At 64.3% G+C, this 13167-nt stretch carries 13 protein-coding genes; all 13 read left to right on the top strand.

The window, feature by feature from the left end; all coding sequences use genetic code 11:
• The first annotated feature begins 81 nt into the window (after positions 1–81).
• On the top strand, positions 82–1146 hold the full coding sequence (locus C2I19_RS14005) for a Gfo/Idh/MocA family protein (RefSeq protein WP_103903315.1): 1065 nt from the start codon (positions 82–84) through the stop codon (positions 1144–1146).
• Positions 1147–1204: 58 nt separating this feature from the next.
• Positions 1205–1738 carry a DUF4337 domain-containing protein gene (locus C2I19_RS14000; RefSeq protein ID WP_103903314.1) on the top strand — a complete coding sequence of 178 codons (534 nt, stop codon included), beginning with the start codon at positions 1205–1207 and terminating at the stop codon, positions 1736–1738.
• A gap of 14 nt (positions 1739–1752) precedes the next feature.
• Positions 1753–2331, top strand: a complete 579-nt coding sequence (locus C2I19_RS13995) for an acyltransferase (protein ID WP_103903313.1) — start codon at positions 1753–1755, stop codon at positions 2329–2331.
• Positions 2332–2420: 89 nt separating this feature from the next.
• Positions 2421–3518: a DegT/DnrJ/EryC1/StrS family aminotransferase gene (locus C2I19_RS13990; protein ID WP_103903312.1), complete on the top strand. Its 1098-nt coding sequence runs from the start codon at positions 2421–2423 to the stop codon at positions 3516–3518.
• Positions 3519–3523: 5 nt separating this feature from the next.
• On the top strand, positions 3524–4795 hold the full coding sequence (locus C2I19_RS13985; RefSeq protein ID WP_103903311.1) for a lipopolysaccharide biosynthesis protein: 1272 nt from the start codon (positions 3524–3526) through the stop codon (positions 4793–4795).
• The gene (locus C2I19_RS13980) at positions 4792–5373 is read left to right on the top strand and encodes an acyltransferase (protein ID WP_233201202.1); all 582 of its coding nucleotides are present in this window, start codon (positions 4792–4794) and stop codon (positions 5371–5373) included. Before C2I19_RS13985 ends, C2I19_RS13980 begins: the two co-directional genes overlap by 4 nt.
• Positions 5366–6448, top strand: coding sequence for a glycosyltransferase family 4 protein (locus C2I19_RS13975; protein ID WP_103903310.1), 1083 nt, complete (start codon positions 5366–5368; stop codon positions 6446–6448). The genes C2I19_RS13980 and C2I19_RS13975 overlap by 8 nt, the downstream gene beginning before the upstream one ends.
• A gap of 4 nt (positions 6449–6452) precedes the next feature.
• A complete protein-coding gene (locus C2I19_RS13970) occupies positions 6453–7547 on the top strand; it encodes a glycosyltransferase family 4 protein (RefSeq protein ID WP_103903309.1) in 1095 nt (364 codons plus the stop codon).
• Positions 7548–7550: 3 nt separating this feature from the next.
• A complete protein-coding gene (locus C2I19_RS13965; RefSeq protein ID WP_103903308.1) occupies positions 7551–8780 on the top strand; it encodes a glycosyltransferase family 4 protein in 1230 nt (409 codons plus the stop codon).
• A 184-nt stretch (positions 8781–8964) separates the two neighbouring features.
• Positions 8965–10128, top strand: coding sequence for a DegT/DnrJ/EryC1/StrS family aminotransferase (locus C2I19_RS13960; protein WP_103903307.1), 1164 nt, complete (start codon positions 8965–8967; stop codon positions 10126–10128).
• Positions 10125–10793, top strand: coding sequence for a sugar transferase (locus tag C2I19_RS13955; RefSeq protein WP_304529153.1), 669 nt, complete (start codon positions 10125–10127; stop codon positions 10791–10793). The genes C2I19_RS13960 and C2I19_RS13955 overlap by 4 nt, the downstream gene beginning before the upstream one ends.
• The gene (locus C2I19_RS13950; RefSeq protein ID WP_103903306.1) at positions 10790–11257 is read left to right on the top strand and encodes a GNAT family N-acetyltransferase; all 468 of its coding nucleotides are present in this window, start codon (positions 10790–10792) and stop codon (positions 11255–11257) included. Before C2I19_RS13955 ends, C2I19_RS13950 begins: the two co-directional genes overlap by 4 nt.
• A 2-nt stretch (positions 11258–11259) precedes the next feature.
• Entirely contained in the window at positions 11260–13140 is a 1881-nt protein-coding gene (locus tag C2I19_RS13945; protein WP_103903333.1) for a polysaccharide biosynthesis protein, read from the top strand.
• Positions 13141–13167 lie beyond the last annotated feature (27 nt).

Below are 13167 nucleotides of genomic sequence, written 5' to 3'. Positions count from 1 at the left end.
GCAATCGGTGAAACAGGCGAGAGGCCGGCATGGCCTCTCGCGCTTTTCGCCGGTTCCGCGGCTGATTCATAAGGTTTCACCATGCACACCCTGCACCTCCCGCCGATTACCGACCGCAAGATCCGCTTTGCCCTGGTGGGCTGCGGCCGCATCGCCAACAACCATTTCGGCGCGCTGGAAAAACACGCCGACCGGGCCGAGCTGGTCGATGTCTGCGATATCGATCCGGCGGCGCTGGCATCGGCGGTGGAGCGCACCGGCGCCCGCGGCCACAGCAATCTCACCGACATGCTGGCGCAGACCGCGGCCGACATCATCATCCTGACCACGCCGTCCGGTCTGCACCCGACACAGAGCATAGAGTGTTCCGAAGCGGGTTTCCACGTGATGACCGAGAAGCCGATGGCCACGCGCTGGGAAGATGGCCTGGAAATGGTCAAGGCGGCGGACAAGGCGAAGAAATACCTGTTCGTGGTCAAGCAGAACCGCCGCAACGACACGCTGCAGCTGTTGAAGCGCGCGATGACGGAAAAGCGCTTCGGCCGCCTCTATATGGTCAACGTCAATGTGTTCTGGACCCGTCCGCAGGAGTACTACGACGCGGCCGGCTGGCGCGGCACCTGGGAGTTCGATGGCGGCGCCTTCATGAACCAGGCCAGCCACTATGTGGACTTGCTGGATTGGCTGATCGGCCCGGTGGAAAGCGTGCAGGCCTACACCGCCACGCTGGCGCGCAATATCGAGGTGGAAGACACCGGCACCGTCAGCGTCAAGTGGCGCTCCGGCGCGCTGGGCAGCATGAACGTCACCATGCTGACTTATCCCAGGAATCTGGAAGGCAGCATCACCATCCTGGGCGAGAAGGGTTCGGTGCGCGTCGGCGGCATGGCCGTCAACGAGATCCAGCACTGGGAATTCGCCGAGCCGCACGCGATGGACGAGGACATCAAACAGGCCAGCTACGCGACCACCAGCGTCTACGGCTTCGGCCATCCGCTGTACTACGACAATGTGATCAAGACCATGCGCGGCGAAGCCACGCCGGAAACCGACGGCCGCGAAGGCCTGAAGTCGCTGGAGCTGCTGATCGCGATGTATCTGTCCGCGCGCGACGGCCGCCGCGTCAGCCTGCCGCTGGATTATTGATGGCGGTTTTTGGCCGGCCCCTGCCGGGCCGGCCTGGTTACGTTGAAATTGGTTCGCGATGGCGGAAGAAAAGAAAGACCCCTGGCTTAATTATTTGGCGTTGTGCACCGTGATTCTGGCGGTGTGCGCGACGCTGTCCACCTTCAAGGGCGGCGGCTATTCCACCCGCAGCGTGATCGCGCAGGCTCAGGCTTCCGATCAATGGGCCTATTATCAGGCCAAGGGGATCAAGGGCAATCAGTACGAGATAGCGCGCGATCGCCTGCAACTGGAGCTGGATACGCTGCCTGCCGCCGACGCCGCCAAGCGCCAGCGCTATCAGGCCGCGGTGGCTGAGGCCGACCAGCGCGCCCGGCGCTACGCGGCGGAGCGCAAGCAGATCGAGCAGAGCGCCCGCCAGTTGGAAGAAGAACGCAATCAAGCGCAGCGCCAGGGCAAGCCGTTTGGCATGGCGGTGATTTTCTTGCAGGTGGCTATTCTGGTTTCATCGATCGCGGGCTTGTTCAAGCGCAAGCAGATCTGGTACGCCGGCTTGCCCATCGGCGCTCTCGGCCTCGTGTATTTCGCCGATGGCTTTTTCCTGTTTTTCTGAGCAAGGTTCCCGACATGGAATACACCGTACACCCCAGCGCCATTGTTGACGACGGCGCGCAAATCGGCGCAGGCACCCGTGTCTGGCACTGGGTGCACATTTGCGGCGGCGCCAAGATCGGCGCGGGCTGTTCGTTCGGCCAGAACGTGTTCGTCGGCAACGACGTGCTGATCGGCGATAACGTCAAAGTGCAGAACAATGTGTCGATCTACGACGCGGTCACGCTGGAGGACGACGTGTTCTGCGGACCGTCCATGGTGTTCACCAACGTCAACAATCCGCGCAGCCATGTCAACCGCAAGAACGAGTACCGCCGCACCGTGGTGAAGAAGGGCGCGTCCATCGGCGCCAACGCCACCATCGTCTGCGGCCATACGGTCGGCGAGTACGCCTTTATCGGCGCCGGCGCAGTGGTGACCCGCGACGTGCCGGCCTATGCGCTGATGGTGGGCGCGCCGGCCAAGCGCATAGGTTGGATGTGCGGCTGCGGCGAGCGCTTGCCCAATGTCATCGGCAGCCATTCCTGTGTGGTTTGCGGCATCCATTACGAGATCGGCGGCAATCACTGCTCGCCGATCCGGCACGACGCATAAGCGGCCTGACGCGGCTCGGTCAGGCCGGGCCGCTCCTTCTTCATGCTATATGCATGAATAAACCATTTTGATTTGGGATTGATCCTCTTATGTCCATCCAGTTCATTGATCTGAAAGCGCAATACCAGCATCTGAAAGCCGACATCGACGCCCGCATCCACGCGGTGCTGGACCATGGCCAGTACATCATGGGGCCGGAAGTGAAGGAACTGGAAGAACAATTGGCGGCCTATACCGGCGCCAAGCACGCCATCGGCGTCTGCGACGGCACCAAGGCGCTGCTGATCGCGATGATGGCGCTGGACATCGGCCCTGGCGACGAGGTGATCACCACCCCGTTCACCTTCATCGCCACCGGCGAGATGATCGCGCTGCTGGGCGCCAAGCCGGTGTTCGTCGACATCGACCCCATCAGCTACAACCTGGACCCGAATCTGCTGGAAGCGGCGATCACGCCGGCTACCCGCGCCATCATGCCGGTCAGCCTGTACGGCCAGGCGGCGGATTTCGACGCCATCAACGCCATCGCCGCCAAGCACGGCATTGCGGTGATCGAGGACGGCGCGCAGAGCTTCGGCGCCAGCCAGCACGGCAAGCAGTCCGGCAATCTGTCCACCATAGGCTGCACCAGCTTCTTCCCCAGCAAGCCGCTGGGCTGCTATGGCGACGGCGGCGCGGTGTTCACCAGCGACGACGCGCTGGCCAAGAAAATCCGCGAGATCCGCGTGCATGGCCAGGACCGCCGCTACCACCACCCGATCATCGGCCTGAATGGCCGCCTGGACACCATCCAGGCCGCGGTGCTGCTGGCCAAGCTGCCCAGCTTCGCCGACGAGGTGGCCGCCCGCGAGCGCATCGGCGCCCGCTACAGCGAACTGCTGCGAGATGTGGCGCGCGTGCCGGTCATTGGCGCGGGCAATACCCACGTCTACGCCCAATACACCATCGAGGTGGATGATCGCGAAGCGGTGCAGGCCAAGCTGAAAGCGCTGGGCGTGCCCACCTCCGTGCACTACCCGATTCCGCTGCACCTGCAGCCGGCCTTCGCCCATCTGGGCCTGGGCGAAGGCAGCTTCCCGCTGTCCGAGGCGGCCGGCAAGCGGGTGATGAGCCTGCCCATGCACCCCTTCCTGACGGAAGCGGCGCAGGATGCGATTGTCGAGGCAGTGAAGAAGGCCTTGGACTGAGGGGCATGCTGACTTTGTCTTCGTTGCGCGTGCCCAAAACCGGCTTCGTCCGCCATGTCATCACCCTGGTCACCGGCGCCGCCGTGGCTCAGGTGGTGCCGCTGCTGGTTTCGCCGTTGATCACCCGGCTGTACAACCCGCACGAGGTCGGCATCCAGACCGTGTACGTGTCGTGGATGTCCACGCTGGCGGTATTGGCCACCGCGCGTTACGAGATGGCCATCGTGCTGCCGGCCGAGGAGAAGCGCGCCGGCAATTTGATGGGGCTCTCCTTGTTATGCGCCGCGGCGCTGGCGATGTTGATCGCGCTGGTGGTGATGTTGGGCGGCCACTCGCATATCGCGGCGCATTTGGGCGCGCCGGCCTTGGAGTCCTGGCTGGTCCTGCTGCCCTTGTCGGTGCTGCTGGCTGGATTGATGCAGGCCTGGACCAACTGGAACAACCGTCAGCGCCGCTACCAGGCCAATGCCAACGGCCGCATGGCTCAGTCGTTCGGCATGGCCGGGACTCAGCTGTTGGCCGGTTGGCTGGGCGCCGGCGCCGGCGGTCTGATTCTGGGACAGTTGGCTGGACAGATCGGTTCGGTGCTGGCCCAGGCATGGACGGATATGAAAGCCCGCTTCGCCTGGCGCCGCGATGTGACGCGGCAGGGCATGCGCGAGGCTGCCATCGCCTACATCGAGTTTCCCAAGATCAATGCGCCGCACGCGCTGAGCACGGCCTTGCTGGATTCCGCGACCCTGGTGGCGTTGACCATGCTGGCCGGCACTTCGGCGGTCGGCATGTACGGCCTGATGATGCGGGTGCTGAAATTGCCGGCGGCCTTCATCGGCCAGGCGGTGGCCCAAGTGGCGTACAAAGAGCTGGCCGAGGCGCGCAATCAGGACCAGCCCCTGCGGCCCATTCTGCGCAAGATGATGCTGACCCTGTTCGGCATGGCGATATTTCCCTTCCTGGTGATCCAGATCTTCGGCGAGCCGCTGTTCACCTTGGTGTTCGGCGCGGCCTGGAGCGAGGCTGGGCGCTATGCTGAGGCCATGTCATTGTTCATTCTGTTCCACTTTGTCGCCTCGCCTTTGGGCATGGTGCCGCCGGTGATCAATCGCCAGCGGTTCGCGTTTTTCCTGTCCCTAGTGCAGGCCGTGCTGTTCCTGGGGTCGTTGTGGCTGGGCTTCCATATCTGGCAGGATGCGGTGTCCACTTTCCAGTTGGTTTCGGTGGTAATGGCCGTTTACTTCGTGGCTTATTTCACCTGGCTCTATAAGGCGGCGCGATGAACTTGCACGGAATTATCAGCCGTATCCGCTTCCGGCTGTCGGCCTGGGTACGGCCGCGCATGATATACGGCTTTCAGCGCGGCGACGGTGTGTTCCTGAAGCGTACCCGCCTGTCCAATATGACGCGGGTCGAACACATCGACAAGCTGATGGTCGAGGACAATGTCTATATCGGCCACTTCAATCTGGTGGACGCCTCCGGCGGCTTGTACATAGGCGAAGGCTGCCAGATCACCAATTATGTGTCGCTGCTGACGCACTCCAGCCATGTGGCGATACGCTTGTACGGCCGCGAATACCTGAGCCGAGACAACCACGTCGGTTATCTGAAAAAGCCGACCAAGCTCGGCAAGTACAGTTTCATCGGCCCGCACTCCGTGTTGATGCCGGGCGTCACGCTGGGCAAGGGCAGCATCGTGTCGGCCTACAGCTTCGTGCAGGCCGGGGAGTATCCCGATTTCGCCATCCTGTCCGGCAATCCGGCGCGCGTAGTCGGCGACACCCGCGAGGCCGACGCCGAGTGGCTGGCGCAGAATCCGGAGCTGCATCATCTGTACGAGGCCTGGGCCAATGACTGACAAGATCGCCCGCCTGCTGGTGGCGGGCTCGGCCTCCATTCATACCTGGCGTTTTCTCTCCGGCATCGCGCCGCATGTGGACGAGCTGTACTTGGCCTGCAATGGCGAGGTTCCCGCCGACAAGCGGCCGGCTAATCTCAAGGGCGAATTGCGCGTGGATTTCAGCCTGAGGGCGTTGTCTACCGCAGGGCGGCTCAAGGCCTGGATCGCCGAGGTGAAGCCGGACGTGGTCCATGTGCATCAGGCCAATAGCGTGGCCTGGCATGCGCGCCGCGCGCTGGCCGGTTCGAGCATTCCCATGCTGCTGACGGCCTGGGGCTCGGACGTGCTGCTGCTGCCCGGTCAAAACCCGCTGATGCGCGCCATGGTGCGCGGCAATCTGCAGGCCGCCGCCGCGATCACCTCGGATTCGCTGTATATGGCGGCGAAAATACGAGAACTGGCGGGTGATTGCCGCATTGCGCTGCTCAATTACGGCATCGACGCGCTGCCGCCCGAGCCCCCCATCGCCGCCAAAAAGAAACAAGTGCTGTCTTGCCGGCTGCACAAACCGCTGTATCGCATAGCCGCCATCCTCAAGGGGTGGGCGGAGGTGGAAAAGAGCGGCCGCTTTGGCGACTGGGAGCTGGTGGTCGCCGCCAGCGGCAGCGAGACTGAAAATTTGAAACAACTGGCGGCGTCGCTGGGTCTCACGCGCATCGATTTCGCCGGTTTCGTCGACAGCGCCACTTTGGGCAAGCTGTACGCCGATTCCCGCGTTTTTGTCAGCGTGCCGCGTTCCGACGCCACCAGCATCAGCCTGTTGGAGGCGATGGGCCACGGCTGCCTGCCGCTGCTGTCCAATCTGCCGGCCAACGGCGAATGGGTGATAGACGGCCTCAACGGCGCCATCGCCGAAGATGTCGGCCGGTTGGGGCCGGAACTGATGCGCGCCATGAGCCAAGCCGAAGACGACGCCGCCCTGCAACATCTGGCGGCGATCAACCGCGGCCTGGTGGCGGCCAAGGCGCTGCACCAGGCCAATATGACCGGTTTCGCCGACTTGATCCGCGGGCTGGCCGAGCCAAAGGTTTGAAATCATGAAAATTGCCCACCTGACCTCCGCCCACCCGCGTCACGACATTCGCATATTCGTCAAAGAGTGCAGCTCGCTGGCGGCGGCCGGCCATGAGGTGACGTTGATCGTCGCCGACGGCCTGGGCGAGGAAATCCGCAACGGCGTGCGCATCCATGATGTCGGCCCCAAGACCGGCGGCCGTCTGTCGCGGATGACCGGCACCGTCAAGCGCGTCTACCAGGCCGCGCTGAAGCTGCGGCCGGAAGTGGTCCATTTCCACGACCCGGAGCTGATTCCCGCCGGCGTGCGCCTGAAGCAGGCCGGCATCAAGGTAGTGTATGACGTGCACGAGGACGTGCCGCGCCAGATCCTGGCCAAGCACTGGATACCCGGCGCCGTGCGCCCGCTGGTGTCCGGCGGCTTCGAGACGCTGGAGGATTGGGCCGCGCGCCGCTTCGATGCCATCGTCACCTCCACCCCGCACATCCGCAAACGCTTCGAGCAGCTGGGCGCCCACGCGCTGGACGTGTGCAACTTCCCGATTCTGGAAGAGCTGGTGCGCGACACGCCGTGGGAAAGCCGCCGCAACGAGGTGTGCTATATCGGCGGCATCAGCCGCATCCGCGGCATCGAGCCCATCGTCGCCGCGCTGCCGGGCACCTCCACCCGGCTTAACCTGGCCGGCCCGTGGAGCGAGAGCGACCTTCGCGCCGCGGTGACGGCCCAGCCCGGCTGGGCGCGGGTCAACGACCTGGGCGTGCTGGACCGCAAGGGCGTGGCCGAGGTGCTGGCCAAGAGCAAGATCGGCCTGGTGACCTTGTTCCCCACGCCCAATTACGTGGACGCGCTGCCGATCAAGCTGTTTGAATACATGGCCGCCGGCATGCCGGTGATCGCCAGCGATTTCCCGGTCTGGCGCGAGATCGTCGACGACGCCGGCTGCGGCGTGCTGGTCGATCCGCAGGACGCCGCAGCCATCTCCGCCGCCATTAACGAGCTGTTGGGCGACGAAGCGCGCATGCGCGCGCTCGGCGAGTCCGGCAAGCGGGCGGTGCTCAATAAATACAGCTGGGCGGCCGAGGCCGACAAGCTGATCAAGCTGTACGCAACGCTCTAAATCATGAAGATTCTCTATATCAACCACTACGCCGGCAGCCCGCGCCACGGCATGGAATTCCGCCCCTATTACCTGGCGCGCGAATGGGTGAAGGCCGGGCATGAAGTGAACATGTTGGCCGCCGACGTGTCCCATCTGCGCCAGACCCATCCGCAAGTGGATGGCAAGTACCAGGACGAAGACATCGACGGCATCCGCTACACCTGGTGCAAGACCCGCCCTTATGAAGGCAATGGCGTCGGCCGAGTGCTCAATATCTTCAGTTTCCTGGGCAAGGTGATGGGCCTGTCCGGCCGCTACCTGAAACAATGGAGGCCGGACGTGGTGATCGCCTCGTCCACCTATCCGCTGGACACCATCCCGGCGGCCTGGATAGCCGGCAAGACCGGCGCGCGGCTGGTGTACGAGGTGCACGACTTGTGGCCGCTGACGCCGATGGAAGTGGGCGGCATGTCGCCCAAGCACCCGTTCATCCGCCTGCTGCAGTGGGCGGAGGACTTCGGCTACAAGCGCGCAGACACCGTGGTGTCCATGCTGCCTTGCGCCAAGGATTACATGATGGCGCACGGCATGGCGCCGGAAAAATACGCGGTGATTCCCAACGGCGTGGACGTCAGCGAATGGCAGGGCGAGGCGTTGCCGCTGTCCGCCGAGCACCGGATGCGGCTGGCGGAATTGAAGGCCCATGGGCGCTTCATCGTCGGCTACGCCGGCGGCCACGGCCTGGCCAACGCGCTGGATTATCTGCTGGAAGCCGCGGCATTGATGCAGGATGCGCCGGTGACTTTCGTGCTGGTGGGCGATGGCCCGGACAAAGAAGCGCTGGTGGCGCGCGCCGCCGAGCTGAAACTGAACAATGTGATGTTCCTGCCCTCCATCGCCAAGCGCAGCGTGCCGGCCTTCCTGGCCGAATGCGATGCCTTGTACATAGGCTGGCGCAAGCTGCCGATCTACCGTTTCGGCATCAATCCGAACAAGCTGTTCGACTATATGATGGCGGGCAAGCCGGTGATCCATTCGGTGGAGGCCGGCAACGATATGGTGAAGGACGCCGGCGCGGGCTTGAGCATAGGCGTGGAAGACCCTGCCGTCATCGCCGACGCGGTCAAGCGCATGGCGGTGCTGCCGCTGGCAGAGCGCGATGCGATGGGCGCGGCCGGCAAGGCTTATGTGTTGGCCAACCACGATTACGCGGTGCTGGCGCGGCGCTTCCTGGCGGCGGTGAGGCTGTGATTTTGGCGTAGGGCGGAAGCCCGCTGCGCGGGCGTTCCGCCTTTGTTGAGATGAATCGAGTGATGGCGGAACGCCCCTTCGGGGCTTCCGCCCTACGCAAGATTTGGCAGGCCGGGCGCGAGGCGCGCGGCGATGGACATGGACGGCGGCCGAGCGCGGCCGCGCAAAGACGAAAGAGAAAACAATGAGCGAACAAAAATTCCTGCCGTTCGCCTTGCCGGATATCGGCGAGGAAGAGATCAACGAAGTGGTCGATGCATTGCGCTCCGGTTGGGTGACCACCGGTCCCAAGACCAAGCAGTTCGAGGCTGACTTCGCGGCATTCTTGGGCGACGGCGTCGAGGCCATCGCGGTGAATTCCGCCACCGCCGGCCTGCACCTGGCGCTGGAGGCCATCGGCGTGACCGAGGGCGACGAAGTGATCGTGCCGTCCTATACCTTCACCGCCACCGCCGAAGTGGTGCGCTACCTCGGCGCGCACCCGGTGTGCGTGGATGTGGACGCCGCGACCTTCAACATCCGTCCGGACGCGATCCGCGCCGCGATCACCAGCAAGACCAAAGCCATCATCCCGGTGCACTTCGCCGGCCTGGCCTGCGACATGGACGAAATCCTCGCCATCGCCCGCGAGCATGGCCTGAAGATCGTCGAGGACGCCGCCCACGCGATGCCCACCTACTATAAGGGCAAGCTGATCGGCACGCTGGATTCCGACGTGACGGTATTCAGCTTCTACGCCAACAAGACCATGACCACCGGCGAGGGCGGCATGGTGGTGTCCAAGCACAAGGACATCATCGCCCGCTGCAAGGTGATGCGCCTGCATGGCATCAGCCGCGACGCTTTCGACCGCTACGTGTCCAAGACGCCGGCCTGGTTCTACGAAGTGGTGGCGCCGGGCTACAAGTACAATATGCCGGACACCGCCGCGGCGATGGGCATCCATCAGCTGAAGAAAATCCGCGGCTTCTACGAAAAGCGTGAGGCCATGGCCCAGCGCTTCGACCGCGAATTGGCCGGCCTGCCGCTGGTCCTGCCGGCGCGCGCCAAGGACGAGGGCAGCAACCACGCCTGGCACCTGTACCCGGTGCGCATCAAGCCGGAGGCCGGCATCAGCCGCGACGACTTCATCGCCAAGATGGCGGAGAAGGGCATAGGCTGCTCGGTGCATTTCATCCCGCTGCACCGCCAGCCGGTATGGCGCGACGGTTATCAGCTGACGCGCGAGCAATTCCCGGTTGCTGACGCCGCTTTCGAGGCCGAGGTGACGCTGCCGCTGTACACCCGGATGACGGACGAAGACCAGACCCGCGTCATCGCCGCGGTGCGCGAGATTCTCGGCGCATGAGCGAGCCTGGCCTGAACAAGGGCGGCGAATTGCTGCCGCCCTGCTGCCGGCCGCGCCGCCATGGCTCGCGGCTGGCAAAGCGCTTGTTCGACATCGCCGCTTCCGGCTTGGGGCTTGCGGTGCTGGCGCTGCCCTTGCTGGCGGTGGCCTTGTGGGTGAAGCTGGATTCGCCGGGGCCGGTGTTTTTCCGCCAGGTGCGGGTGGGGCGAGGCGGCGCGCTGTTTCGCATCCATAAATTCCGCACCATGCAGGTGGATACCGAGCGCCAGGGCCAGCTGACCGTCGGCGCCGATTCGCGAATCACCGGCGCCGGCCGCCTGCTGCGCAAGACCAAGCTGGACGAGCTGCCGCAGCTGCTCGACGTGCTGTTCGGCGACATGAGCCTGGTCGGTCCGCGGCCGGAAGTGCCCAAGTACGTGGCTCATTATCCGGCCGAGGCGAAGGACATCGTGCTGTCGGTGCGCCCCGGCATCACCGACTGGGCGTCGATCCGCATGATCGATGAAAACGAAATACTAGGCCGCGCCGCCGATCCAGAGCGCGCTTATATCGACGAGGTGTTGCCGGAGAAGTTGGGCTACTACGTGCGTTATGCCGAGACGCACAGCCTGTGTGAAGACATCCGCATCATCGTCGCCACCTTGATGAAGATCGTGAGCCGATGACCATCGCCATCCGCACAGCCAAGACAGCCGACGCCGCCGCGTTGGCTGGCATCTATTTGGATTGCCGACGCGCCATGCCTTACGCGCCGTTGGCGCATGATGACGCCGCGGTGCGCGCCTGGTTCGCCGAGGCGCTGCTGCCGTCTGCGCAAGTTTGGCTGGCGGAGCGGAACGGCGAGGTGGCCGGCTTTGCCGCCTGCTCGGAGCAAGACGGCGCGCGGTGGCTGGATCAGCTCTACGTCGCCGCGCCGCATCAGGGAGCAGGCATAGGGCGCGCCCTGCTGGCGCAGGCTTTGTCGGGCCAAGCCCAGGCTTGCCGCTTGCATGTTTTCCAGGCCAATGCCGGCGCGCGCCGCTTCTACGAGGCGCATGGCTTCCAATTGCTGGGCCTGGGCGACGGCCACGATAACGAGGAACGCTGTCCGGACGCGCTGTATCAATGGCTGCCGGATACGAAAGAATGACCATGTTTGAAAAACTGCTAGCCTTCTCCCGCCACAACAAGATGGCGATGCTGGCGCTGATGGACGCGCTGCTGTTGCCGCTGGCTCTGTGGAGCGCGGTGTTCCTGCGCCTGGGCGGCTACTGGGACCACAAGCTCAATCCGCATCTGTGGATCTTCATCGTGCCGCCGCTGTGGGCGATACCCATCTTCATCAAGCTGGGCCTGTACCGCGCGGTGCTGAAGTATCTGGACGACAAAATCATATTCACCGTGTTCAGCGGCGTCACGCTGTCGGTGCTGGTATTGCAGGGCGTGATCCAGATGTTCTCGATCTGGGCCATGCCGCGCGCTTCGGTCGTGATCTTCTGGGTGTTCGCCATGGCCTATATCGGCGGCAGCCGCTTCCTGCTGCGCGGCCTGGTGCGGCGGATCGATGCCACCGACGCGCCGCGCGATCCGGTCATCATCTACGGCGCCGGCCGGGCCGGCGTGCAGCTGCTGCTGGCCTTGCAGGCCGGCCGCGAATATCGCCCCATGGCCTTCGTCGACGATAATCCCGAACTGCTGCGCCGCACGTATCGCGGCGTGGCGGTGCATGCGCCGGATGAGTTGCCGGCGCTGGTCAAAGGCACCCAGGCCAAGTGCATTCTGCTGGCCATGCCTTCGGTAGGCCGCGGCCGCCAGCGCGAGATACTGGAGTCGCTGGAAAAACTGCGGGTGCCGATCAAGCGCCTGCCCGGCATGGCGGACCTGGTGTCCGGCGAAGCGCGGGTGGAGGAATTGAAGGAAGTGGAGATCGAGGACTTGCTGGGCCGCGATCCGGTGCCGCCCAAGGCCGAGCTGCTGGCGCGCAATATCAAGGGCAAGGTGGTGATGGTCAGCGGCGCCGGCGGCTCCATCGGTTCCGAGCTGGCGCGGCAAATCGTCAAGAACCGGCCGGCGCGCATCGTGCTGTTCGAATTGTCGGAATTCGCGCTGTACAGCATAGACCAGGAGCTGGCGCAGCTGGCGCCGAAAATCCCGCGCACGCCTATCTTGGGCTCAGTCACCGACTACGACAGGCTGACTCAGGTGATGCGCGCCTTCCAGGTGGAAACGGTGTATCACGCCGCCGCCTACAAACACGTGCCCATGGTGGAGCACAACCCGGTGGCCGGTATCGTCAACAACGCTTTCGGTACGGATACCACTGCCCGCGCGGCGGAAGACTGCGGCGTGGACACCTTCGTGCTGATCTCCACGGACAAGGCCGTGCGCCCGACCAATGTGATGGGCGCCACCAAGCGGCTGGCCGAGCTGACGCTGCAAACCCGCCACGCGCGCGGCAGCCGCACCCGCTTCGTGATGGTGCGCTTCGGCAATGTGCTGGGCAGCTCCGGCTCCGTCGTCCCGCTGTTCCGCCGTCAGATCCAGGCCGGCGGCCCGATCACGCTGACCCATGCCGACATCACGCGTTACTTCATGACCATTCCGGAAGCGGCGCAACTGGTGATCCAGGCCGGCGCGATGGGCGATGGCGGCGACGTGTTCGTGCTGGACATGGGCGAACCGGTCAAGATCATCGATCTGGCGCGGCGCATGATCCATTTGTCCGGGCTGGAAGTCAGGGATGATGAGCAGCCGGATGGCGATATCGAAATCCTGGTGACCGGTTTGCGTCCGGGCGAGAAGCTGTACGAAGAGCTGCTGATAGGCGACAACGTGCTGGCCACCGACCACGCCCGCATCATGCGCGCCCAGGAGTACCACCTGGCCGAGGACGAAATGGCTTCGCTGATGGCTCGGCTGCGCGAGGCCTGCCAGCGGCTGGACGCGCCGGAAGCGTTTGCCTTGATGCAGGAAGCGGTGCATGAATTCCACGCCGGGGAGGCGACGCAGGACTGGGTGACGCTGCAGGGCTGAGTCCGCTTACCCCCGGCTTTGACAATG

Origin of the sequence: Chromobacterium alticapitis (genome assembly GCF_002924365.1) — a bacterium.
Classification (GTDB): Bacteria; Pseudomonadota; Gammaproteobacteria; order Burkholderiales; family Chromobacteriaceae; genus Chromobacterium; species Chromobacterium alticapitis.
This window is presented reverse-complemented; position numbering and strand designations above follow the sequence as displayed.

What these genes read in the sequence shown, in the direction of transcription:
- C2I19_RS14005 (WP_103903315.1), top strand. Translation starts at nt 82, where the DNA reads ATGCACACCCTGCACCTCCCGCCGATTACCGACCGCAAGATCCGCTTT.
- C2I19_RS14000 (WP_103903314.1), top strand. Translation starts at nt 1,205, where the DNA reads ATGGCGGAAGAAAAGAAAGACCCCTGGCTTAATTATTTGGCGTTGTGC.
- C2I19_RS13995 (WP_103903313.1), top strand. Translation starts at nt 1,753, where the DNA reads ATGGAATACACCGTACACCCCAGCGCCATTGTTGACGACGGCGCGCAA.
- C2I19_RS13990 (WP_103903312.1), top strand. Translation starts at nt 2,421, where the DNA reads ATGTCCATCCAGTTCATTGATCTGAAAGCGCAATACCAGCATCTGAAA.
- C2I19_RS13985 (WP_103903311.1), top strand. Translation starts at nt 3,524, where the DNA reads ATGCTGACTTTGTCTTCGTTGCGCGTGCCCAAAACCGGCTTCGTCCGC.
- C2I19_RS13980 (WP_233201202.1), top strand. Translation starts at nt 4,792, where the DNA reads ATGAACTTGCACGGAATTATCAGCCGTATCCGCTTCCGGCTGTCGGCC.
- C2I19_RS13975 (WP_103903310.1), top strand. Translation starts at nt 5,366, where the DNA reads ATGACTGACAAGATCGCCCGCCTGCTGGTGGCGGGCTCGGCCTCCATT.
- C2I19_RS13970 (WP_103903309.1), top strand. Translation starts at nt 6,453, where the DNA reads ATGAAAATTGCCCACCTGACCTCCGCCCACCCGCGTCACGACATTCGC.
- C2I19_RS13965 (WP_103903308.1), top strand. Translation starts at nt 7,551, where the DNA reads ATGAAGATTCTCTATATCAACCACTACGCCGGCAGCCCGCGCCACGGC.
- C2I19_RS13960 (WP_103903307.1), top strand. Translation starts at nt 8,965, where the DNA reads ATGAGCGAACAAAAATTCCTGCCGTTCGCCTTGCCGGATATCGGCGAG.
- C2I19_RS13955 (WP_304529153.1), top strand. Translation starts at nt 10,125, where the DNA reads ATGAGCGAGCCTGGCCTGAACAAGGGCGGCGAATTGCTGCCGCCCTGC.
- C2I19_RS13950 (WP_103903306.1), top strand. Translation starts at nt 10,790, where the DNA reads ATGACCATCGCCATCCGCACAGCCAAGACAGCCGACGCCGCCGCGTTG.
- C2I19_RS13945 (WP_103903333.1), top strand. Translation starts at nt 11,260, where the DNA reads ATGTTTGAAAAACTGCTAGCCTTCTCCCGCCACAACAAGATGGCGATG.